Below are 21,432 nucleotides of genomic sequence, written 5' to 3' on the forward strand. Positions count from 1 at the left end.
CCAACTGAACGGCGAGGTCACAACGGGTTCAAAGGCTCGGCACTAGGGTCGTCTCCATTGAAACGCACTCGAGCCCAGGAGCCCGAAATGACCAAGTCTCAGGAAAAGCTGGTGGTTGCCGCCCTTGCCGGCCTCGTGATCGCCGCCGCGGCCGGATTTGCCGTACAGCCCGCCATGGCCGCCGGCTATGACGTGCAGGCCCCCGCCCGCGTGACCGGCGTTGCCCATTGGGACCATCTCAACATCCGCAAATGGCCCGCATCCTACTCGCAGAAGGTGGGCCAGCTCGACCCGCAGGACTCCGTGTGGATCGAGCGCTGCATCATCGCCCCGCAGGGCGGCGCCGACTGGTGCCTCGTTGAAAACCAGTGGCAGAGCGGCTGGGTCAACGCCCGCTATCTCACGCTCATTCCCGACTACGACATCTGAGCTTCGCCTGCCGGGCCCGGTCTTTCGCCTGACCGGGTCCTTCGATCCCATGCACCTTCCTTTCGACCTCCTAGTCACTTGACGCGCCCCCTGTTATCCCTCGCGGGATCGACACGGGGCGCTTTTTCTTCTGGAGTGATGGACATGACGGCAAATCCGGTGCTGGCCGAGGCGGTGCGGGGCGGCTACGTCGAAAACCGGCATCGCGGCAGCTTCATCGTCATGGATGCCGACGGCCGGATCATCGCTTCGGCCGGCGATGTGCAGCGGCCGGTCTTTCCACGCTCGGCGGTCAAGTCGATCCAGGCGATGGCGATGGCCGAGACCGGCGCCATCGGCCGGTTCGCGCTCGACGACGAAAAGCTTGCCCTCGCCTGCGCATCCCATCACGGCGAGGATGTGCACGTCGCAGGCGTCACCCGCTTTCTCGAGACGATCGGGCTCGATGCCACCGCGCTCGAATGCGGCGCCCATGCACCCACCGATCCGGCGGCGCGCGAGGCGATGCGGGCCGCGGGCGGATCGCCGACGGCCCTGCACAACAACTGCTCGGGCAAGCATGCCGGCATGCTTTCGGTGGCGCGCACTCTGGGGGTCGATACCCATGGCTATGTCGAGCGCGATCATCCGGTCCAGAAGGCGGTGCGGAGTGCCATGGAGCATGTGCTGGGCGCCCCGCTCAGCGAGGATCGCTGCGGCATCGATGGCTGCTCGATCCCGACCTGGGCGGTGCCGCTGGAGAGCCTCGCACTCGGCTTTGCCCGCATGGCGACCGGGCGCGACCTGCCGGAGAGCCTCGCCGATGCAGCCCGGCGGGTCTTTGATGCGGCAGCGCGCCATCCGCGCCTCGTGGCGGGCACGGGCCATCTCGACACTGTCGTGATGGGCGCGTTCAGGGGCAGGCTGATGCAGAAGGGCGGGGCCGAGGGCGTGCAGTGCGGCGCCATCCGCGACCTGGGCTGGGGCTATGCGATCAAATGCGATGACGGGCACATGGAGGCCTCGCGCTCAATGGTCGCGCAGTTGCTGCTGAGCTTCGCGCGCCCCGATGACGAACAGGCGACGCTGCTCCGGGCCTTTGCCGACCAGCCGCTGCGCAATGTGCGGGGGCTCGAGGTCGGGCGGCTCAGGGCCGTTGCAGAGGCCTTTGCGGCCTCGCCATGAAAAAGGGCGCCGGCAGTGCCGACGCCCCCAAACTCATCGGCTGAATGCGATCAAGCGCGCTTGCCGAATGCAGCCCACAGCCCGGCGATGGTGATGGCGGCGAAGGCCATCTTGAGGCCATCCCAGATGAGGAAGGGTTGGACGGCAACCGCGAAGGCCGAGCCAACGACGTTCGACTGGTCGATCCAGGCGGCGCCGGAAGCCAGGCTCAGGAGCCAGACGAAGCCGAAGCCGAGCATCACGATATTGCCCGCGATCATCGCGGCGAAGAAGGCCAGCGGCCGGCGCGAAAGCCCGGCATCGGCGGCCCAGCCGATCACCATGGCCAGCGCGAGGTAGCCGATGATGAAGCCGAAGGTGGGGCTGGCGAGATAGGCAAGGCCGCCGCCATTGGAAAACACCGGCAGCCCGGCCAGGCCTTCGGCGATGTAGAGCGCAACCGTCGCGACACCGATACGCGCGCCGAAGGTGCCGGCGATCATCGCCACCGCAAGCGTTGCGAGCGTGAAGGGCACCGGAACGACGGGCACCTTGATCTGGGCGGCAACGGCGAGCAGCAGGCTGCCGAGCACCACGATCACCGTGGCCGAAGCGAAGGAGGCGGCGCGCGAGGAGCCGGCGAGGGTGCGGTAGAGGCTGGAGTTGGTCACGAGGGAATCGCTCATCGGCCGTCCTTTTCGCGTGAGGCGGAAATCGCTGGCAGTCATAGGCAATCGTGCCGATCGGCGCAATGGGGGCAAGGGTCCGGGCACCCCGGCGCGCCGATCACTCACCCACCGCGGGTGGCTGGGCGGGGGCTGTTTCGGACGCCGGTTCGGCCGGCGCGCTCGGGGTCTCCCGCATCAGGCGGGTGACCGCATCATCGAGCGCCGCGAGGAAGGCTTCGATGCGCTTGCCGTTCTCCCCGAGGTCGTGGATCGGGTGAAGGCCGGCGCTCGCCATGTCGACCTCGGTGCCACGCTGGTCTTCAACGATGCGGATCGACACCTCGTCCTGCCAACCCAGAAGGCGGGTGGCAATGGCGTTGATCTGCCCCGGTGCCGAGGTGCCGGCCGGTGGAACGCTTCGCCGCACATCCCAGCCGCTGGTGGTGACCTGTTCGAGCGCCAGGGCAAAGATTCGTGCGGCATCCACCGTGTACCGACGGCTGCGGGCGTTGGGAAAGGCCGCCTCGACAGCGGCCCGATCCGAGCCGAGGCGCGGCACCGGGGCGACCACCAGGGTGGGCAGGATCAGGCGATCGGTCGAAAATCCCGATACATCGGGGTAACGCACCATCTCCCAGCCCAGATAGGCCGGCGGCAGCAGGCAAAGGGCACCGAGCAGCAGGCCCGCCGTCGCGCGTGACCAGCCCTTGTCGCCGCTGATCCAGAGCCTGACGAAGGCGATCATCGCACAGGCGATGGCGGCCAGCGCCGCTGCGATGGCAATGGCCTCCGCGGCCAGGAACGCATCGGTGGATACGAGGCGCTCGCGATGCAGCAGCACGGGGATGATCGCAAGCGGCAGCGCCACCTCGCCGAAGCGACGGGCCCAGATAGCAAAATGCGAGGTGCGGATCAGGATGCGCATGAGAGTGGCAGAGCATGACCGGGCGAGAATGAAAAGCCCCTAAGGCGCGGTCTCGAGCGGAACGAGGTCGCGCTGCCGGCTCTGCGATCCCGGCCGCTCACCGATGGAAACCGACGACCGGGGACCTTCAGCTTCGGCACACATGGACTTGATCGCCTGCCATTCGATAGGGGTGAAGGCTGGCGACAGGGTTTCGCCCCCGCTATCCATGTCCTCAAGCGCCGCGCGCCGCTCCTCGCTCAGCGGGTGGGTTGAGAGCAGCGCCAGCGCCCGGCTCATACGATCATCCTCGGAGATGCGATCGAGCAGGTCGGCCAGTCCGGCGGGGCGGAAGCCGAGCCGTCTCGCCGCATCGAGCGCGAACCGATCCGCCTCGCGTTCGGCCTCGCGCGAAAAACGCGTATCGATCAGCGCCGAGCCCAGCCCGCCGGCGATTGAAAGCCCCGTGAGATCGCCGAGGACGAAGCCGATAAGAAGCCCGGTCGCCGATGTGGAAACAAGGCCCTCGAGGCCATGCCGGTAGACGACATGACCAAGCTCGTGGGCCAGGACGCCGGCGAATTCGTCGGCCGAACTCGTCCTGTCGAGGAGGGCGGAGAAATAATAAGCCTGTCCACCCGGCAGGGCGAAGGCATTGGGGATGTCCGAGCGGATCACCGAGATGCGCGGGGAAAACGGTGTGCCGGTCCCTGCCGCGACCGAGTGGGCGAAGCGCGCGATGGCGCGGTTGGCAAGGCTCTGCGGGTCCGGATCGCAGACGGCAAAGCCCGCCCCCTGGGAGAGCGCCTGCTCGATCTGAACCGCCACGGTGGCGCCCAGGCTTTCCTCCCACGCGGCGGGCACGAGCCCGACGATGTTGCGCGCAAGGAGCGGCACGCCCACGACATAGGCGATGATGAGCGATCCCAGCGCTGCGGTCGCGAGCCCGATGACGCCCAGTTGCCGCCTGCGGTCGGCAGTTCGCCTGTGTCCGATACCGGGGAGAAGGTCGAGGAGCCGCTGCACCTCGGCCTTGCCGGTAACTTCGAGCCGGGCGCCCGCGGGCCGCGCCGTGCTGCCGAGCCGCAGCGTGCCCTTGCGGGTGGGTACGGTGTAAAGCGTTTCCACCGGCCAGCGATCCCGCGATGCGTCGTCGGACGCGAGGATTTCGATCGCCCCCTGCCCGCCCAGGGGTGGCACGAGGCGAACGGGCTCGACACGCGCCGTCACCCCGTCATGGAAGCGAGCTTCAAAGCCTTGCATCAATAGGCTCCGATATTGAGCGCATCGGCGAGGCCTTCGCCGACGACCGAGCGGTCCTCGGCGGCGGCGCGCACGCTTGCGAGACTTTCGAGGCCCGAGACCCGCGCACCCCGCGCGAGCAACGCCCAATATCCATAGCCGAAGACGACCTCACCGAGGAGTGCCAGCCCGCCCACGAAGCCAAGATAGCTGCCGATGACGAGCGCCACCTCGGCCCAGCCGGTGCGGGCGAGACGAGCGAGATCGGCCGCATCAGGCAGGCCGCTCGCCACCGCACCCTCGCCCAAGAGGAGGATCACGACGATGATGCCCCCGACAAAGCACAGGATCGACCAGAGCAGGGCGAGTGCGCCATAGGCCAGCACCTGACCCACCAGGATGCGGGCCCTGACCCGCAGGTCGAGCCGCGCTGCGCCCAGGGTGACGCAGGAATAGAGCCGCGAGAGCGTGCGGGCGCGATAGTGATACCAGCCCAGAAAGGCACACAGCAGAAAAAGAGAGCCGAACACCAGCCACGGCCAGGCGCGTCCCTCAAGCGTAACGGCGATGATGAACGCGATCACCGCGAGGATCAGCAGGCCGAAATAGAGCCGGTAGAAGGGTCCGGCCAGGGTTCGCCACGAACCGGAGAAGGCAAAGCGCCTGTCGCCATAAAAGCAGTGCGTCCAGCGATAGCGCCAGAGGCTTGCCGCCATGAAGGGATAAGCGAGCCCCAGAGTGGCGAGCACCACCAGCGACCACAGGAACCGCCTTGCCGCATAGGCCCAGGCACTGCCGCGCTGGTCGAAACGGATGCCGCGCCAGAGCGTGCGGGACAGGCGGAAATCGCGCGCCCGGTACAAAGCATAGCCGGTCATGAACCAGAAGAGCAGGCCAACCACGCCATAGCCGATGACCGCCACGTCGCCGCCCTGGGTCGCGAAGTAGAAAAAGGCGATATAGAGGGGCAGGAAGAAGGCGACTGCGAAGAAGAAGCCGACAAGCAGTTGCAGCGCATTGCCGGTATATTCGAGCGGCTCGCCGCCGATCAGCGTGTTGGTCCAGTAGAAACGGCGCGTCTGCGTCGTCAGCCAGAACCGGTAGATGCCGAGCGTCGGCAGCATCAGCAGGTAGCCGCGCAGGAGAAGCCAGAACAAAGGCCAGCGGCCGGCCACGAAACGGGCCGAGCCGACATCCGTGTCTTCACCCCTGTCTGTCATGATGTGGCCCCCGATAGCCGCACGATTTCACGCCTTAGGCGCGGCGGCAAGGGCTCCGAGGTCAGGGATAAAGGCGCTGTCGCGACCAGGGTGAGGCTTCGTCAGGCCGGGTAAACCGCACCCGGTCATGCAGGCGATGGGCGCCATCCTTCCAGAATTCGATGGCCTGCGGGCGGATGCGGAAGCCCGACCAATGGCCGGGCCGGGGCACCGGATCCTCGCCAAGATCGCTGGCCAGCCGATCCACCCGCTCGACCAGCACGCTGCGCGCGGCGAGCGGCCGGGACTGATCGGAGGCATGAGCGCCAAGCTGCGACACGCGGTTTCGCGTCGCGAAATAGGCGTCCGCCTCCATATCCGACACGCGCTCGACCGAGCCGCGCACCCGTACCTGCCGGCGCAGCGATTTCCAGTGCATCACAAAGGCTGCATGGGGATGGGCGAGCAACTGGTTACCCTTGGCGCTCTCGAAATTGGTGAAAAAGCAGAAGCCGCGCCCATCGCGTGCGTTGAGCAGAACCATCCGCACATCGGGTACGCCGGCATCGTCCACCGTTGCGAGCGCCATGGCGTGCGGATCGTTGGGTTCGCTGGCTTTTGCCTCGGCGAACCAGTCCTCGAACAGCGCGAAAGGGTCGATCGGATCGGTACTGGCGTCGTCGAAGAGCTGATCTGTAAGGCTGGTCATTGCAATGACATTCCTGTCTCCGGGGGCTGCTGGACATTCCCGGATGCCATCGCCATATACGGGGCGAACAGGCGGTGTTGCAACCGCCGCGACATTCGGTAGCAAGAGCATGCGTGACCCGTACACCGTTCTCGGGGTGCCCAGATCGGTCGGCGAGAAAGAGCTGAAAGCAGCTTACCGCAAGCTGGCCAAGGCGCTCCATCCCGACCAGAACAAGGACGACCCCAAGACCCAGGAAAAATTCGCCGAGGTCTCCTCGGCCTATGACTTCCTGTCCGACAAGCAGAAGCGCGCCCAGTATGACCGGGGCGAGATCGATGCGGATGGCAATCCCCGCTTCGCCGGCTTTCCGCCGGGCGGCGGCGGGGGCCGATCCGGCGCGGCCGGGGCCTCCGGTTTTTCGGCCGAAGACATTCTCAAGGAGTTCATGAGCGGCTTTTCGGGCAGCCCGCGCGGTGGCGCGCGCGGCCCGGGTTCGGGCGCGGCCGGCTGGGATCCGTTCACCGGCAGCGCCGGCCAATCGACCCGCCAGCAGAGCTTCAAGGGCGATGATGTCTCGGTAACCGCTGCCGTCTCGCTCGAGGATGCGCATTCGGGCGCGAGCGTGCCGCTCCATATGCCCAATGGGCGCACCCTCAACGTCAAGCTGCCGCGCAAGGTCGAGGATGGCCAGCAGATCCGCCTGCGCGGCCAGGGTACCGCCAATCCCATGGGCGGCGAGCCGGGCGATGCCATCGTCACGGTCAAGTTCGCCCATCACCCGCGGTTCCGGCGGGAGGGCGCCGACCTCAGGGTCGATGTGCCGATCACCCTTTACGAGGCGGTGCTCGGGGCAAAGGTGCGCGTGCCGACGCTCGACGGCTCGGTCGAGCTCAACCTGCCGCCCGGGGTCAACACCCAGAAGGCGCTGCGCCTCAAGGGCAAGGGCCTGCATGGCGATGGCGATCTTTATGCCAGCCTCAGGGTGGTCTTGCCCGAAGGCGGCGATCCCGACCTTGAAAGCCTGATGCGGTTCTGGCGGGACCAGAAGCCCTACAAGGTGCGCGACCAGTAAGCGGGGTCAGGATCGCGGGGCGGCGGCGCGGCGGAGGCGGTCATTGATCGCCTCGCCCAGCCCGGTTTCGGGAATGGGTGCCACGGCGATTCCGGAAGCCTCGGCATCGAGTTGATGCAGCATCGAAAATAGGTTGCGGGCTGCCTCGCGCAGGTCACGCGTCGCGGAGAGGTTGCGCAACCCTGACGTTGCCGATTGAGGCTCGTTGCCGAACGCCAGATAGGCTTCTCCGGGCTCGGGGACCGCGGCATCGAGCCGGAGATGGGCGCGGGGCGCATAGTGCGAGAGCAGCATCCCCGGCGCGGCAATCGCGGCATCGGCGCGCGCTACGGCAACCGGCGTGCCGATCGCCGCTTCGATGACGTCACGGGGCAGCGCCCCTGCACGCAGCTGTGTCGCCGCGCCATCGGCGATGGCGAGGATGGTCGATTCCACCCCGGCCTCGCAGGGTCCGCCATCGAGCACCGGCACGGCACCGCCAAAGCCATCGATCACCTGTTGCGCCGTCGTGGGTGAAAGGCGGCCCGAGGGATTGGCCGAGGGTGCGGCGATCGGCCGGTCGGCCGCTCGGATCAGCGCCTGGGCGATGGGATGGGCCGGCACCCGCAGTGCTACCGTATCGAGCCCGGCTGTCACGAGATCGGAGAGCCCGGCATCGTCCTTGAGGGGCAGCACCAGCGTCAGAGGCCCCGGCCAGAACCTCTCGGCGAGGCGACGGGCCAGATCATCGAACAAGGCGAAGCGTTCAGCCATGGCGAGGTCGGCGCAATGCACGATGAGCGGATTGAAGCGCGGCCGGCCCTTGGTCTCGTAGATCTTGAGGACGGCATCGGGATTGGTAGCATCGGCGGCCAGCCCATAGACGGTCTCGGTGGGCATGCCGACGACCTCGCCACTGCGCAAAAGCGCGGCGAAACGGCCGATCGATGCAATGAGGTCAGGCTGGCTCTGCATGGCGCGTGTTTGACAAGCCAGAGCCGCCACGTCAAGAAAGCCGCTTGCACGGGCCCCAGCGCCCCTTTCATTCGGAGGCGCGAGCCCCCTTGACCACACTTCTCGTCAGCCAGCGCAATTTCGAAAGTCACGTGACCCCGGCAGGGCATCCCGAGCGTCCCGACAGGCTGCGTGCCGTAGAAGAGGCGCTGGCCGGCCAGCGCTTTGCCGCCCTGGTGCGCCGCGATGCGCCGAGCGCCGATCTGGGGCTGGCCGAACTGGTCCATGGCCCTGGCTATCTCGATATCCTGCGCCGCGCCCGCCCGGCCGAGGGCATCGGGCAGATCGATGCGGACACCTTCGTCTCCTCCCGCTCGCTCGACGTCGCCTCCACGGCCATCGGTGCCGGGCTCGCGGCGCTCGATGCGGTTCTGCTGGGCGAGGCGGACAATGCCTTTTGCGCCATCCGCCCCCCCGGACATCATGCCGAAACCGACACCCCGATGGGCTTTTGCCTCGTCAACACGGTGGCAGTGGTCGCGCGTGAGGCGCAGCGCAAATATGGCGCCGAACGTGTCGCCATCGTCGATTTCGACGTGCATCACGGCAATGGCACGCAGGACATCTTTTACGACGATGCCAGCGTGTTCTACGCTTCGAGCCACCAGATGCCGCTCTACCCCGGCACGGGCGCGCCCGGCGAGACCGGGGTCGGCAACATCGTCAACGCCCCCTTGTCCGCCGGCAGTGGCACGGCCGAGATGCGGGCGGCCTATGAGACGCTGATCCTGCCGGGCCTCGAAGCCTTTTCGCCCGACATCCTGCTCATTTCCGCCGGCTTTGACGCCGATTATCGCGATCCGCTGGCGCAGGTCGAATGGCAGCCGGAGGATTTCGGCTGGGTCACGACGCGCCTGCTCGATTTTGCCCAGCGGCGATGCGCCGGTCGGGTGGTGTCGCTGCTTGAAGGCGGCTATGACCTCTCCGGCCTGGCCGAGGGGGCGGCCGAGCATGTCGCTGCCCTTATGGGCGCCAAACGCACCGCATGAGGAGCCCCTGATGGCCGAAACCACCCCTCCCGATATCGCCGCGCTGTCCTTCGAGGCGGCATTGGCCGAACTCGAGACCATTGTCGGGCGTCTTGAAAGCGGACAGGCACCGCTCAAGGAATCCATCGCGCTCTACGAACGCGGCGCCGCTCTCCGGGCCCATTGCGAAAGCCAGCTCAAGGCGGCCGAGGCCCGGATCGAAAAGATCATGCTCGACAAGGACGGGCAGCCCGTCGGCACCGAGCCGCTCGACCCGGACACACGCTGACCCGATAGCAGGCTCGTGACCGGGCTGCGCCGGTATGTCGCGCGCGGCATCGGCGATCGACCGCTAGAACGGGCGGCAAAACGAGGATGCACTCATGTCCGAACCAAGCTCGCGTGGCCTTCAGCGCTTTCGCATGATCCTGTGGTCGCTGGTCGTCGTTGCGGCCATCGCGGCGACGGCCGTGTTCTTCCTGCGGCCGCCGACCGGGCCACTGGCCGTCACCGGCACGCCCTTCGCGCTCAATTCCACGCAAGGGGGCACCTTTACCGAGGCCAGCCTGCGCGGCACGCCCAGCCTCGTGTTTTTCGGCTACACCTTCTGCCCAGATGTCTGCCCCACGACGCTGGCGGAAAGCGTCGCGTGGAAAGAGGCACTCGGCCTCGAGCAGAATGAGTTGCGCACGATCTTCATCACGGTCGATCCTGAGCGCGACACGCAGGAGGTTCTGACCAGCTATCTCTCGGGCTTCGATCCGTCGGTGCTGGGCCTTGTGGGCGACGAAGCCCAGACCGAGGCGGCCAAGAAGGCGTTCGGAGCCTTCTCGCAGAAGGCGTCGGATGACGAATTCTATCTCGTCGACCACACCGCCAGCGTCTACCTGATCGGCGCCGATGGGCAGTTCAAGGGCACCATCGCCTATGGCGAAGCGATGGAGACGGCTCTCGGCAAGATCCGGCGGCTGGTGGGCGCCTGAGCCATGGAGCGGCAAAGGCTTGACCGGGCGCTCGAGGCGCGCGGCCTGATCCAGAGCCGCGCCCGGGCGCGAGACGCGATCCTGCGCGGCACCGTGCAGGTCAATGGCGTCATCGCCACCAAGCCGCACCAGCCTATAGCCGAGAGCGACATCATCACCCTTGATGACGCGGCGGCGGCCTATGTGTCGCGCGCCGCTCTCAAGCTCATCGCCGGTCTCGATGCGGGCGATGTCGCCGTCGCAGGCCGCACATGCCTCGATGTCGGATCATCGACGGGCGGGTTCACGCAGGTTCTGGTCGAACGCGGCGCGGCCCGCATCTATGCGGTGGATGTCGGGCAGGACCAGCTCCACCAGAAGCTGCGCAGCCTGCCGCAAGTGATTTCACTCGAATCACAAAACGCCCGCGCGCTGGACCGCGCACTCGTGCCGGATCCCATCGACCTCCTCGTCTGCGATGTCAGCTTCGTGTCGGTCACCAAGGTGCTTGCGGCGCCCCTCTCGCTCTGCACAGGAGACGCCGATGCTGTCATCCTGATCAAGCCGCAATTCGAGGTCGGGCCCGAGCATATCGGCAAGGGCGGGCTCGTGACCAACGAGGCGGCCATCGCCAATGCCAATGAGAGCGTCATCGCTTTCATGGCCGAAGCCGGCTGGGCCTTGCGCCAGTCCCTCCCCTCGCCCATCACCGGCGGTGATGGCAATCGCGAGACGGTGGCTATGTTTCGACGTGGCGCAGGCTGATCTTTTTCAGGCGGTGGCGGGATCGAGCCGGCCGGCGATCGTCTCGACAGCCTCGACGAACCGGTCATGGGCCTCGCGCGTCGGCCAGGGCCGGATCAGGCGATCGAACCGTTCGAGATCGAAGCTTGCGATGCTCGGGGCCCCGAACAGGCGGCGTGCCTCGTCGCGCCCGAAGCCGGCAAGTTCCACCGCCTCGAAGAAGGCGGCTTCGCGATCGGCCTTCTTGATCAGCTTCAGAAGCGCCGGCTGCGGCAGGGCATTGAGCCCGAAGCGCACATGCACGGCGCCCTGCAGGCGCTGTTCCACCTCGCGATAATTGCCGCCCATCGCTGCCTTGAAGGGCGAGATGATGTCGCCCATCACATATTCAGGGGCGTCGTGCAGCACCGCGTAAAGCTCGGCGCGCGCATCGACGCTCTCGTCCATCAGCCGCACGATCTCGAGCACCAGCACCGAATGCTGGGCTACGGAGAAGGGATAGTCCCCGATGGTCTGGCCGTTCCAGCGGGCGACGCGCGCCAGCCCGTGCGCGATGTCGGAGAGTTCGACATCGAGCGGAGAGGGATCGAGGATATCCAGCCGGCGGCCCGACAGCATTCTCTGCCAGGCGCGGCTCTTGGCGGGTGGCATTCACAGATCTCGCGGCAGCGCGCCCCGGCCCTTGGAGCGCGGGCAAAGCCTAATCGGCAGCCGGAGATTCGCCAAACCCATATGTCGCCCAGGCCGGGAGGCTGAGCGTCACAGGCGCGCCATGGACCGTTGCCGCTGCGGGATCGGTAATCCGATCAAGCCTGAGGATCGCCACCGCCTGCCCCCCCACCGGCCGCCCAAGCACGCCCGCCTCGCGGCCATCTGCCATGAGAGGCGCGCCCGCTTCGACGGCATCTGCGAGCCCGGAGACGATGACGGGCCGCCGGCGCGCCGTGCCGCGATGCTGCATGCGGCTCACCACTTCCTGCCCGATATAGCAGCCCTTGGCGAAATCGACCCCGCCCAGAAGATCCATGCCCAGATCATGCGGAAACTGGCTGTCGGGGGCGAAATCGGGCCCCTGCTCGGCAATACCGGCGGCAACCCGCGGCCCCGCCACCAGCGCCGGGTTATTGCTCCAGACAATCGCAGCTTCGCGCGGGGCAATGATGCGATAGCCGAGGCCCTCGGCGCGGCCGTCGCTGTCGCTCAGCACACCCGCGACCGGCGCCTCGGCCCAGCCGACGGCATGGGTCTCGCTTAGGGGCTCGATCTCGACCTTGGCGCGGAGCCGGTACATCCGCATGCGCTTGAAAAAGGCCTCGGCGCTCGTTGCATCCACATCGAGCCAGAAGGCGTCGTCATGCCAGCTCCAGAGCCCCTCGCACTGCACCTTGCCCTGTGGGGAGAGGAGCGCCCACCATCGCGCCGGGCCCGGTTCGGCGAGGATGCGACCGGTGATGACATCGAACAGGAGATGCTGGGCATCCGGGCCGGCGAAGCGGAACGCCACGCGGTCGGGGCGGAGGATTGTGGGCATGAAACTCTTCCGTTACACCCGCCGCAGAGCGGAACGGCAGGACGACAGGGCTAGACATGGCGCAGTATGACGCGATCTTCAAGAACGGCACGGTGGTCAATCAGGATGGCCGGAGCCAGGTGGACCTCGCGGTGCGCGCCGGCCGCATCGTCGCCATCGGCGCGCTGTCGGGCGCCTCGGCGGCCGAAACCATCGACTGCACGGGCCTGCACATCCTACCCGGCGTCATAGACACCCAGGTGCATTTTCGCGAGCCCGGCCTGACGCACAAGGAAGATCTGGAAACCGGCTCGCGCGCCGCCGTGATGGGCGGGGTCACCGGGGTCTTCGAAATGCCCAACACCAATCCGCTGACCACGACGCGCGAAACCTTCGCCGCCAAGATCGCGGCCGGCACCGGCCGCATGCACTGCGATTTCGCCTTCTATATCGGGGGCACGCACGACAATATCGCAGAGCTTTCCGAGCTCGAGCGCCTGCCCGGCTGTGCCGGGGTCAAGGTGTTCATGGGCTCCTCGACTGGCTCGCTGCTGGTGGCCGACGATGATGGCGTCGAGGCCATCCTGCGCGCCATCTCGCGCCGCGCCGCCTTCCATTCGGAAGACGAGTTCATGCTCGAGGCACGCAAGCACCTCCGCGTCGAAGGCGATCCCTCGAGCCACCCCGTGTGGCGGTCGCCCGAAGTCGCGCTCAACTGCACCCAGCGGCTGGTGGTGCTGGCCCGCAAGACCGGCAAGCGCATCCATGTGCTGCATATCTCGACTGCCGAAGAGATGGCCTTCCTCGCCGACCATAAGGATGTCGCGAGCGTCGAGGTCACCCCGCATCACCTGACGCTGGACGAGACCGCCTACGAGCGGCTCGGCACCTATGCGCAGATGAACCCGCCGGTGCGCGACACGGCTCACCGCGCAGCGATCTGGGCCGGGGTGGCCAATGGCGTTGCCGACATCCTAGGCTCCGATCACGCGCCCCACACGCGCGAGGAAAAGGACCACCCCTACCCTCACTCTCATTCCGGCATGACGGGGGTGCAGACGCTCGTGCCCACCATGCTCGATCATGTGAATGCCGGGCGCCTGAGCCTCGAACGCTTCGTGGACATGACCAGCGCCGGCCCCAACCGCCTGTTCGGCATCGCCAACAAGGGCCGCATCGCCGTGGGTTATGATGCAGACCTCACCATCGTCGACCTCAAGCGACGCCAGACCATCACCAATGGCTGGATCGCGAGCCGGGCCGGCTGGACGCCCTATGATGGCGTGACGGTCACCGGCTGGCCGGTCGGCACCATCGTGCGCGGACAGAAGGTGATGTGGGAAGGCGAGCTCGTGACGCCATCGCAGGGGCAGCCGATGCGCTTCCTCGAGGCCCTGCCCCCGGGCTGAACGCCCTGAAGGCGGCGCCTATTGCAGGCGCCGCTCGACGCTGTATTCGCCCGACCGGAGCTTGTCCGGCAGGCTTTCGACGAGCTTTGCCGCGCTTTCTTCGCCATGCTGGCGCACGAAAGTGGCAAGGGCGGCAAACAGCGCGGCATGGGCCAGGGCATTGGGCGTGATGCCGTCATCCTCCGCCTCGTTCCAGGCATCGGCGAGCACTTCAAGGGCGAGCTCGCGCTCGGCCTGGTCTGCCTCGGCGACCAAGGAGGGCATCTGGAGCGGGGATCTTGCAAGTTTCATAACCCTACGCGCTAACACGATCGGCGCTGCGTCGCCGCACCAATGTAAGCAAAAGGTTAACGCAGGGGCGAAAACTGAGGCGATCCGCCGGTTTTAGCCTATTCGGCGTAGCGGGTATGAATGTCGCGGGCCGTCTTTTCGGCATCGACCAGAAGCCGACCGAAGGCCTGGAGCGCCGAATCGGTGCAGGTGCGATAGAGCCGCGAATAGGCCATGTAGCCGGCGTTGAAGGCGCCTGCGAGCCTTTGCCGACGATCATCGTCGGGCTCGTCGCGGGCAATCAGATCCTCCATTTGCCCGCGCCAGTCGGTCGAAAGATCCGCCCGGCACAGGGGTTGGAGGAAATAGAGGCTGCCCAGGATTTCCGACAGGCGCTCCATCTCGCCCTGATAGGGCGGATCGACCGCGAGCGCGGGGTGGGGCCCGGCCATCAGGGCGACAACGATGAGGATTATGCCGAAGCCCTTGCGCATGGCCTGCTCTAGCCCGCCGAATGCGCCGGTTCAATGGCCGAGAAAGCGAGGTCGAGCACCTCCATCAGCCGCGGCGTGATGGGGCGCGGCGCGATCTCCCGCCGGGTGAGCCAGGCATAGTCCGACACTTCGTCGGAAAGGACGATCTCGCCCGAAAAGGTCTCCGTGGCAAAGACCTGCAGGCTGTAGCGCCCGCCCTCCCCCACCGGCATCCGCATCACCGGCACGACATCGCGGATATTGACGCCGATCTCTTCGGCCACTTCACGGATGGCGCAGGTCTCGATCGCCTCGCCCGCCTCGCGGCGGCCTCCGGGCAACGTCCAATCGCCGAGAAAGGGCGAGCGGGCCCGACGGATCAGCAGCACGCGACCCTCGCGCAGCAGGGCAACGCTGGCGGCATTGGGCTCTGGCAGCGTCACGATTTGCTCCTTTGGCCATCCGGCCCTATGTGATGGTCTCTATTCGCTGAAAAAGGCAAGCCCATGTGCGGCCGCTATGCCATCACCCTGCCGCCCGAAATGATGGCGCAACTGTTCCGCCTCGCTTCGGTGCCACCTTATCCGCCGCGCTACAATGTGGCGCCGACCCAGCCCGTGCTGGTGGTTGCCGAACAGCATGGACGGCGCAGCGCCCAGTTGATGCGCTGGGGCTTCGTGCCAGGCTGGGTGAAAGACCCGCGGGAATTTCCGCTGCTCGTCAACGCCCGGGCCGAGACGATGGCGGAAAAGCCGACCTTTCGCGATGCGCTGGCGCATGGGCGCTGCATCATCCCGGCGAGCGGGTACTATGAATGGCATACCGGGCCGGACAAGACCAAGCAGCCCTATTACATCACCCGCGCCGATGGGCAGCCGCTGGCGCTTGCCGGCCTTTACGCCACATGGAGCGGGCCGAATGGCGAGGAGATCGACAGCTGCGCCACGATCACCGTCGCGGCCAATGCCGACCTTTCGGTCATTCACGACCGGATGCCGGCCATTCTCATGGATGATTCCGACATCGCGGCCTGGCTTGACGTGCGAACTGTGCGCGCCGCCGAAGCCGCACAACTGGCGCTGCCGCTTGGGCAGGGGATCCTGCGCGCCATCCCGGTATCCCGCCGGGTCAATTCGGCGCGCGACGACGATCCGGGGCTGATCGCTGAAGTCACCCCGGAAAAGCCGGAAGCACCGGCGCCCAAGCCGCGCAAAAAGGCGGCATCGGGTGGGCAGATGGACCTGTTCTGAAGGCGGGTTCAGACGCCGATATCGTAATAGCCCAGCGCGTCTCCTATTGCCTCCTCCTCATAGCCCAAATGGGAGAGCAGCACCTTTTCGAGCGCGCGGAAGACTTCGACCGCAGCATCGAACCGCTCGCGTCCTGGAGCGTCGGCGAGGGCGATCAGCGCATCGATCAGCCGTTCAAGAAGCTGATGCACCACCACATGCTCTGCCTCCAGCCGCTCGGCGATGGCCTTCATCACCGGGCTCCTGTCGGCGAGCGCCGGGAACAGCATGCGGTCCTCGATCGAGTGATGGCCGTGCACGAACTGGCAATATTGTCCGCAGAGCGTGCCGAAGCGGCGATAGTTCGAGACCATCACCAGGTCGGCGGTTTCCGCCGTAACATCGGCGGGCGTCGCCTTGCCGGCGGCGGCCCGGCCGATCAGCTGGCCGAGCACGTGCATGTTATCGCGCAGATGATCGTGGATCATCCTGAGATGCTGGCCGGGCTGGCGCTGCGATGGCGTCAGTCCTTCAAGCACTGGCGGGGCGGGACGGGTGGCGTCGTCGAGAAATGTGATGTCATCAAGCATGGACGGGAGATAGGCCCCCCGCCCCTGCCGATCAAGAACGCACGCGGAGGTAACCGACCCGGCTCAGGCCAGCACCTTGCCCGGATTGAGGATGCGATGCGGATCGAGCGCCTGCTTGATCGCCCGCATCATGTCGAGCGCGACGGGGTCCTTCACCTCTTCGAGCACCTTCGTCTTGAGCTGGCCGATGCCGTGTTCGGCCGAAACCGAACCGCCCAGGCGCAGCACGACCTCATAGACCGCATCATGCACCGCATCGGCGCCGGCCATGAAGGCCTTGGGATCGGCGCCGATCGGCTGGCTGAAGTTGAAGTGGATATTACCATCGCCCAGATGGCCGAAGGGGCATGGCCGGATGCCGGGAACGGCGCGCTCGGCCGCCTCCATGCCCTCGGCGATCAGTTGCGGCACATCGGCGATATCGACGCAGACATCGTGCTTGATCGAGGCGCCCTCGCGCGATTGTACCTCCGACATCTGCTCGCGCATGGCCCAGAGCTGCTGGCGCTGGGCGAGCGAACCGGCGAGCACGGCATCGTCGGTGAGGCCCGCCTCGAAGGCCGGCTCGAGCGCCTCGGCCAGAACGCCCTGCCGGTCGGCCTCGCCATAGGAGAATTCCAACAGCACATACCAGGGCGACATCGAGGCGGTCGCATCGGAGCTCATCATGCCGTGGCGCAGCAGCATGTCGATGCCAAAGCGCGGCATGAGCTCGAAGGCGGTGAGCCGCGCGCCCGCCGCGGCCTTCATGCGATAAAAGAGCGCCAGCGCCTGCTCAGGCCCGGCCACGTTCACCACCGCCGTCTCATAGGCGGCCGGCCTGGGAAAGAGCTTGAGGGTCGCCGCCGTCAGGATGGCGAGGGTGCCTTCCGAACCGATCAGCAGATCCTTGAGATCATAGCCCGTATTGTCCTTGCGCAGGGTGTTGAGGCCCGCATAGAGCCGGCCATCGGCCGTGACGGCCTCGACCCCGAGGCACAATTCGCGGGCATTGCCATAGGCCAGCACCTGCACGCCCCCGGCATTGGAGGCGAGCACGCCTCCGATCCGGGCAGAGCCCTGCGAGGCGATCCAGAGCGGGAAGATCGCGCCTTCCGCCTCGGCCGCCTCATGGGCCTTTTCGAGGATCACCCCGGCTTCGGCCGTCATGTGGCCGGTGGCCGCATCGATGCTGCGGATGCGGTTGAGCCGTTCGAGGCTGACGATCACCTCCTGGCCCGAAAGCGGCACCTGCCCGCCCACGAGCCCGGTATTGCCGCCCTGGGGAATGAGCGGAATGCGTTTGGCAGCGGCCCATCGCACCAACGCCTGCACCTGTTCGACCGAACTCGGCAAAGCCACCGCCTGCGCGGCAGTGTGGAAGCGCCGACGCGGCTCGTCGATGAAGCGGGCCATGGCCGCGCCGGGCGGCACGACCGCCCCTTCACCCAACAGGGTGGCGATCTCGGCGTGAAGCGAAGTGGTGGGCGTCGTCATGAAATCTCCCCAGGGGCCGTCCATGCCCTGCTTGCCGCTCAAAGCCGGCTGTGCGACAAGCGGCGCAACGCAAGACATGCAAGACAATAGATGGAGCGGTGGATGTCACAAGGTCTTATGGCCGGCAAGCGGGGCCTGATCATGGGTGTCGCCAACAACCGTTCGATCGCCTGGGGCATCGCCAAGGCGCTCGCCGCCCAAGGCGCCGAAATCGCTTTCTCCTACCAGGGCGAAGCGCTCAAGAAGCGCGTCGAGCCGCTGGCCGCCGAGCTGGGCGTCACGACGCTGGTGGAGTGCGACGTCTCCAACGACGCTGCCATCGACGAGACTTTCCGCACGCTCGCCGAAAAGTGGGGTACGCTCGATTTCCTCGTGCACGCCATCGGCTTTTCCAACAAGGAAGAGCTGGAGGGCCGCTACATCAATACGAGCGCCGAAAATTTCGCGCTGACCATGAACGTCTCGGTCTATTCCTTCACGGCGGTCGCCAAGCGCGCCGAAGCGATGATGAGCGAGGGCGGCTCGCTGCTCACCCTCACCTATTATGGCGCGGCCAAATATGTGCCCAATTACAATGTGATGGGCGTGGCCAAGGCGGCGCTCGAAGCCTCCGTGCGCTATCTTGCGGTGGACATGGGCGCCAAGGGCATCCGCGTTAACGCCATTTCCGCCGGCGCCATCAAGACGCTCGCCGCCTCTGGCATTTCGGGCCTGCGCGACATGCTGCACTGGCAGGAGGCCAATTCGGCCCTGCGCAAGAATGTCTCGATCGACGATGTCGGCAAGGCCTCGCTCTATCTGCTGTCGGACCTGTCGAGCGGCGTCACCGGCGAAATCCATTATGTCGATGCCGGCTTCAACGTCGTCGGCATGAAGCTGATGGACGACAAGCCTGCTGCCGAATAAGTTCTGAGACGGACCGATGACCCTCCCCACCTGGCCGGAAATCTACTTCATCCGCCATGGCGAAACGCCGTGGAATGCCGAACGGCGCTATCAGGGTCGGCGGGACATCCCGCTCAACGACAAGGGTCGCGGGCAGGCCGTTGCCAATGGCGTCATCCTGAAAGAAGCGCTGGCGGCGCGCGGGCTCGATCCGTCCGCGATGGATTGGCATGCTTCGCCTCTCTCTCGCACGCGAGAGACGATGGAGCGCATCCGCGAGGCGTTCGACACGCCCCTGCCCCCGGTGAAGTACGACGTGCGGCTGGTGGAAATTTCCTTTGGCGTGCTCGAGGGCCTGCTCCACGACGAATTGCCCGCCACCATGGCCACCGCGCCCGGCATGCGCGACGAGAGCTATTGGGATTTCCGCCCGGAGAAGGGCGAGAATTATCGGGATGTGGAAGAGCGGCTCAACGCCTTCGCCGCAACGCTCAACGGGCCATCCGTGGTCGTCGCCCATGGCGGCATTGCCCGCACGCTGCGGGTCTTGATCGAGAAGGCGCCGATTCTCGATGTCATCAACTGGGGACCGCCCCAGGATGTGGTGATGCATTTTACGCCCGGTCGGATGGAGTTCATCCGCGCCGCTTGATGCCCCATGCCCAAAGGCCTATGTTTCCGGCATAGGCCAGAGGAGGGCATGATCGTGAATGCCATCAAACCGGTCCGGCGCGACACGCGCACAGCCAGCCTCTTCCGCAACGGCCGCAATCAGGCCGTCCGTATCCCCGTCGAGTTCGAATTGCCCGGCAAGGAAGTGGAAATCGAAAAAGACGGCGATACCCTCATCATCCGGGCCAAGCCGGAGACAAAGCGGACGCTGCTGGAAATCCTCGAGCACTACGGTCCCGTCGATTTCCCGGATATCGACGACAGCGATCTCCTGCCTCTCGACGAGCCCAAGCTGTGAACCCCACCGCAATGCTCGACACCAATATCGTGTCAGAGCTTATGCGGCAGGGACCAGGCCGATTATGGCAGCGCGCGGAGCGGTACGGCATAGCCAATCTTTGCATGAGCATCATCAGCGCCGCCGAACTGCGCTATGGCGCAGAGCTGAAGGCCTCAAAAAGGCTCCATGACGAGATCACGGACATACTGACCGTTATCCATTCCATGCCGTTTACCGAGCCGGCAGGGGAACACTACGGCGAAATCCGCGCACTCCTTACACGGAGTGGCACCCCCATCGGCAGCAACGACCTGCTGATCGCCGCGCACGCGCTTGCGCTCGATCTCACGCTCATTTCCGACAATGTCCGCGAATTCGCGCGCATCCCCGGCCTCAGGGTCGAGAACTGGCTTGATTGAGCCTGCGTGACGAAAAGCGCTTTCCAGCCTTGAGCGGGATGCTCTAAACACCCGGTGCAAGACCCGGGGATCGCCATGTCGTTCAACAGCTTCGGACACCTCTTCCGCTTCACCAGCTGGGGCGAAAGCCATGGCCCCGGCATAGGCGTCGTCGTCGATGGCTGTCCGCCCGGCCTTGCGATCAGCAGCGAAATCATCCAGCGCGACCTCGACAGGCGCAAGCCCGGCCAGTCGCGGTATACGACGCAGCGGCGCGAGGACGACCTCGTGCATATCCTTTCGGGCGTCTTCGAGGACGAGCGCACCAACGGGCTGCGCACGACGGGAACGCCCATCTCCATGCTGATCGAAAACACCGACCAGCGCTCCAAGGATTATTCCGAAATCCGCGACAAATATCGTCCGGGCCACGCCGACTACACCTATGACCAGAAATACGGCATCCGCGACTATCGCGGCGGCGGTCGCTCCTCGGCGCGCGAAACCGCGGCGCGCGTGGCGGCCGGTGCTGTCGCCCGGCTCGTCATTCCGGGCGTGACCATCCGCGCCAGCCTCGTGCAGATGGGGCCGCACAAGATCGACTATGCCAATTTCGACTGGGCCGAAGTCGACAACAATCCGTTCTTTTGCGCCGATCCCAAGGCCGCCGCGCTCTGGGCCGACTATCTCGACGAGATCCGCAAGTCGGGCAATTCGGTGGGCGCGATCGTCGAAGTGGTCGCTGAAGGCGTGCCGCCGGGCTGGGGCGCGCCGATCTATGGCAAGCTCTCCTCGGACCTTGCCTCGGCGATGATGTCGATCAATGCCGTCAAGGCGGTCGAGATCGGTGCCGGGCTCGACGCGGCCAGCCTTACGGGCATCGAGAATGCCGACGAGATGCGGGCCGGCAATTCCGGGCCCTATTTCACCTCGAACAAGGCCGGCGGCATCCTTGGCGGCATATCGAATGGCGACCCGGTCGTGGTGCGCTTTGCCGTCAAGCCGACTTCATCGATCCTGACCCCGCGCAACACGGTGACGCGCGACAATCACGATACCGAAATCGTCACCAAGGGCCGGCACGACCCGTGCGTCGGCATCCGCGCCGTGCCCATCGGTGAAGCGATGATGGCCGTGGTGCTGGCCGACCATTTCCTGCGCCATCGCGGGCAGACGGGGCGCGACGCGGGCATCGGCTTTCCGCCCGCCTCCGAGCATCTTTGAG

27 protein-coding genes are annotated in these 21,432 nt (G+C 66.2%); 14 read left to right on the plus strand and 13 right to left on the minus strand.

The window, feature by feature from the left end:
- Window positions 1–87: 87 nt before the first annotated feature.
- Together BT183_RS15920 and BT183_RS15925 are read left to right on the plus strand one after the other, a co-directional pair.
- Complete coding sequence (locus BT183_RS15920) at window positions 88–429, plus strand: SH3 domain-containing protein (RefSeq protein ID WP_072345357.1); 342 nt, start codon at window positions 88–90, stop codon at window positions 427–429.
- 144 nt (window positions 430–573) lie between these two features.
- Complete coding sequence (locus BT183_RS15925) at window positions 574–1,593, plus strand: asparaginase (protein WP_143145854.1); 1,020 nt, start codon at window positions 574–576, stop codon at window positions 1,591–1,593.
- 50 nt (window positions 1,594–1,643) lie between these two features.
- Here BT183_RS15925 and BT183_RS15930 read toward each other — a convergent pair whose 3' ends face one another.
- From BT183_RS15930 to pdxH, 5 genes are all read right to left on the minus strand, one after another.
- Window positions 1,644–2,258: a biotin transporter BioY gene (locus BT183_RS15930; protein WP_072345361.1), complete on the minus strand. Its 615-nt coding sequence runs from the start codon at window positions 2,256–2,258 to the stop codon at window positions 1,644–1,646.
- Between the two features lie 100 nt (window positions 2,259–2,358).
- The gene (locus BT183_RS15935) at window positions 2,359–3,165 is read right to left on the minus strand and encodes a DUF1499 domain-containing protein (RefSeq protein WP_072345363.1); all 807 of its coding nucleotides are present in this window, start codon (window positions 3,163–3,165) and stop codon (window positions 2,359–2,361) included.
- A 39-nt stretch (window positions 3,166–3,204) separates the two neighbouring features.
- A complete protein-coding gene (locus BT183_RS15940; protein ID WP_072345365.1) occupies window positions 3,205–4,407 on the minus strand; it encodes a M48 family metallopeptidase in 1,203 nt (400 codons plus the stop codon).
- On the minus strand, window positions 4,407–5,606 hold the full coding sequence (locus tag BT183_RS15945; protein ID WP_072345368.1) for a DUF898 family protein: 1,200 nt from the start codon (window positions 5,604–5,606) through the stop codon (window positions 4,407–4,409). The genes BT183_RS15940 and BT183_RS15945 overlap by 1 nt, the downstream gene beginning before the upstream one ends.
- 61 nt (window positions 5,607–5,667) lie before the next feature.
- A complete protein-coding gene (gene pdxH / locus BT183_RS15950) occupies window positions 5,668–6,294 on the minus strand; it encodes a pyridoxamine 5'-phosphate oxidase (RefSeq protein ID WP_072345370.1) in 627 nt (208 codons plus the stop codon).
- A 109-nt stretch (window positions 6,295–6,403) separates the two neighbouring features.
- Between pdxH and BT183_RS15955 the strand changes: the two genes are divergently transcribed.
- Window positions 6,404–7,348, plus strand: coding sequence for a DnaJ C-terminal domain-containing protein (locus BT183_RS15955; RefSeq protein WP_072345372.1), 945 nt, complete (start codon window positions 6,404–6,406; stop codon window positions 7,346–7,348).
- 6 nt (window positions 7,349–7,354) lie between these two features.
- Here the strand turns inward: BT183_RS15955 and BT183_RS15960 are convergent, their stop codons facing one another.
- Complete coding sequence (locus BT183_RS15960) at window positions 7,355–8,302, minus strand: L-threonylcarbamoyladenylate synthase (protein ID WP_072345374.1); 948 nt, start codon at window positions 8,300–8,302, stop codon at window positions 7,355–7,357.
- A gap of 89 nt (window positions 8,303–8,391) precedes the next feature.
- Here BT183_RS15960 and BT183_RS15965 point away from each other — a divergent pair, with 89 nt between their 5' ends.
- The 4 genes from BT183_RS15965 (at window position 8,392) to BT183_RS15980 (ending at window position 11,036) form a co-directional block, all read left to right on the plus strand.
- Window positions 8,392–9,330 (plus strand): histone deacetylase family protein, encoded by a 939-nt coding sequence (locus tag BT183_RS15965; RefSeq protein ID WP_072345376.1) that lies wholly within the window; start codon window positions 8,392–8,394, stop codon window positions 9,328–9,330.
- A 10-nt stretch (window positions 9,331–9,340) separates the two neighbouring features.
- On the plus strand, window positions 9,341–9,598 hold the full coding sequence (locus BT183_RS15970; protein ID WP_425290579.1) for an exodeoxyribonuclease VII small subunit: 258 nt from the start codon (window positions 9,341–9,343) through the stop codon (window positions 9,596–9,598).
- Window positions 9,599–9,692: 94 nt separating this feature from the next.
- Window positions 9,693–10,292: an SCO family protein gene (locus BT183_RS15975; protein ID WP_072345378.1), complete on the plus strand. Its 600-nt coding sequence runs from the start codon at window positions 9,693–9,695 to the stop codon at window positions 10,290–10,292.
- A 3-nt stretch (window positions 10,293–10,295) separates the two neighbouring features.
- Window positions 10,296–11,036, plus strand: coding sequence for a TlyA family RNA methyltransferase (locus tag BT183_RS15980; protein ID WP_072345380.1), 741 nt, complete (start codon window positions 10,296–10,298; stop codon window positions 11,034–11,036).
- A 6-nt stretch (window positions 11,037–11,042) separates the two neighbouring features.
- Here BT183_RS15980 and BT183_RS15985 read toward each other — a convergent pair whose 3' ends face one another.
- Entirely contained in the window at window positions 11,043–11,666 is a 624-nt protein-coding gene (locus BT183_RS15985; protein ID WP_072345382.1) for an HD domain-containing protein, read from the minus strand.
- Window positions 11,667–11,715: 49 nt separating this feature from the next.
- A complete protein-coding gene (gene ygfZ, locus BT183_RS15990; RefSeq protein WP_072345384.1) occupies window positions 11,716–12,546 on the minus strand; it encodes a CAF17-like 4Fe-4S cluster assembly/insertion protein YgfZ in 831 nt (276 codons plus the stop codon).
- A gap of 56 nt (window positions 12,547–12,602) precedes the next feature.
- Between ygfZ and BT183_RS15995 the strand changes: the two genes are divergently transcribed.
- On the plus strand, window positions 12,603–13,934 hold the full coding sequence (locus BT183_RS15995) for a dihydroorotase (protein ID WP_072345386.1): 1,332 nt from the start codon (window positions 12,603–12,605) through the stop codon (window positions 13,932–13,934).
- A gap of 18 nt (window positions 13,935–13,952) precedes the next feature.
- Here BT183_RS15995 and BT183_RS16000 read toward each other — a convergent pair whose 3' ends face one another.
- The 3 genes from BT183_RS16000 to BT183_RS16010 all read right to left on the minus strand — a co-directional run bounded on the left by BT183_RS16000 (window position 13,953) and on the right by BT183_RS16010 (window position 15,120).
- Complete coding sequence (locus BT183_RS16000; protein ID WP_084603612.1) at window positions 13,953–14,198, minus strand: hypothetical protein; 246 nt, start codon at window positions 14,196–14,198, stop codon at window positions 13,953–13,955.
- 125 nt (window positions 14,199–14,323) lie between these two features.
- Entirely contained in the window at window positions 14,324–14,698 is a 375-nt protein-coding gene (locus BT183_RS16005) for a TIGR02301 family protein (protein ID WP_072345390.1), read from the minus strand.
- A gap of 8 nt (window positions 14,699–14,706) precedes the next feature.
- Window positions 14,707–15,120: an NUDIX domain-containing protein gene (locus BT183_RS16010; protein WP_177282590.1), complete on the minus strand. Its 414-nt coding sequence runs from the start codon at window positions 15,118–15,120 to the stop codon at window positions 14,707–14,709.
- Window positions 15,121–15,183: 63 nt separating this feature from the next.
- Here BT183_RS16010 and BT183_RS16015 point away from each other — a divergent pair, with 63 nt between their 5' ends.
- Window positions 15,184–15,927, plus strand: a complete 744-nt coding sequence (locus BT183_RS16015) for an SOS response-associated peptidase (protein ID WP_072345394.1) — start codon at window positions 15,184–15,186, stop codon at window positions 15,925–15,927.
- Window positions 15,928–15,935: 8 nt separating this feature from the next.
- Here the strand turns inward: BT183_RS16015 and BT183_RS16020 are convergent, their stop codons facing one another.
- Both BT183_RS16020 and BT183_RS16025 read right to left on the minus strand, forming a co-directional pair.
- Complete coding sequence (locus tag BT183_RS16020) at window positions 15,936–16,496, minus strand: hemerythrin domain-containing protein (RefSeq protein ID WP_072345396.1); 561 nt, start codon at window positions 16,494–16,496, stop codon at window positions 15,936–15,938.
- Between the two features lie 63 nt (window positions 16,497–16,559).
- Complete coding sequence (locus BT183_RS16025) at window positions 16,560–17,972, minus strand: FAD-binding oxidoreductase (RefSeq protein ID WP_072346274.1); 1,413 nt, start codon at window positions 17,970–17,972, stop codon at window positions 16,560–16,562.
- A 102-nt stretch (window positions 17,973–18,074) separates the two neighbouring features.
- Here BT183_RS16025 and fabI point away from each other — a divergent pair, with 102 nt between their 5' ends.
- The 5 genes from fabI (at window position 18,075) to aroC (ending at window position 21,431) form a co-directional block, all read left to right on the plus strand.
- Entirely contained in the window at window positions 18,075–18,878 is an 804-nt protein-coding gene (fabI, locus tag BT183_RS16030; RefSeq protein WP_072345398.1) for an enoyl-ACP reductase FabI, read from the plus strand.
- Between the two features lie 16 nt (window positions 18,879–18,894).
- Window positions 18,895–19,509 (plus strand): histidine phosphatase family protein, encoded by a 615-nt coding sequence (locus BT183_RS16035; RefSeq protein WP_072345400.1) that lies wholly within the window; start codon window positions 18,895–18,897, stop codon window positions 19,507–19,509.
- A 48-nt stretch (window positions 19,510–19,557) separates the two neighbouring features.
- Window positions 19,558–19,827: an antitoxin gene (locus tag BT183_RS16040; RefSeq protein ID WP_072345402.1), complete on the plus strand. Its 270-nt coding sequence runs from the start codon at window positions 19,558–19,560 to the stop codon at window positions 19,825–19,827.
- A gap of 11 nt (window positions 19,828–19,838) precedes the next feature.
- Window positions 19,839–20,228 carry a PIN domain-containing protein gene (locus BT183_RS16045; RefSeq protein ID WP_072346276.1) on the plus strand — a complete coding sequence of 130 codons (390 nt, stop codon included), beginning with the start codon at window positions 19,839–19,841 and terminating at the stop codon, window positions 20,226–20,228.
- 75 nt (window positions 20,229–20,303) lie between these two features.
- Window positions 20,304–21,431, plus strand: coding sequence for a chorismate synthase (aroC, locus tag BT183_RS16050; protein ID WP_072345403.1), 1,128 nt, complete (start codon window positions 20,304–20,306; stop codon window positions 21,429–21,431).
- Window position 21,432: the final 1 nt, after the last annotated feature.

Origin of the sequence: Devosia enhydra (genome assembly GCF_900119845.1) — a bacterium.
Taxonomy (GTDB): Bacteria; Pseudomonadota; Alphaproteobacteria; order Rhizobiales; family Devosiaceae; genus FPKU01.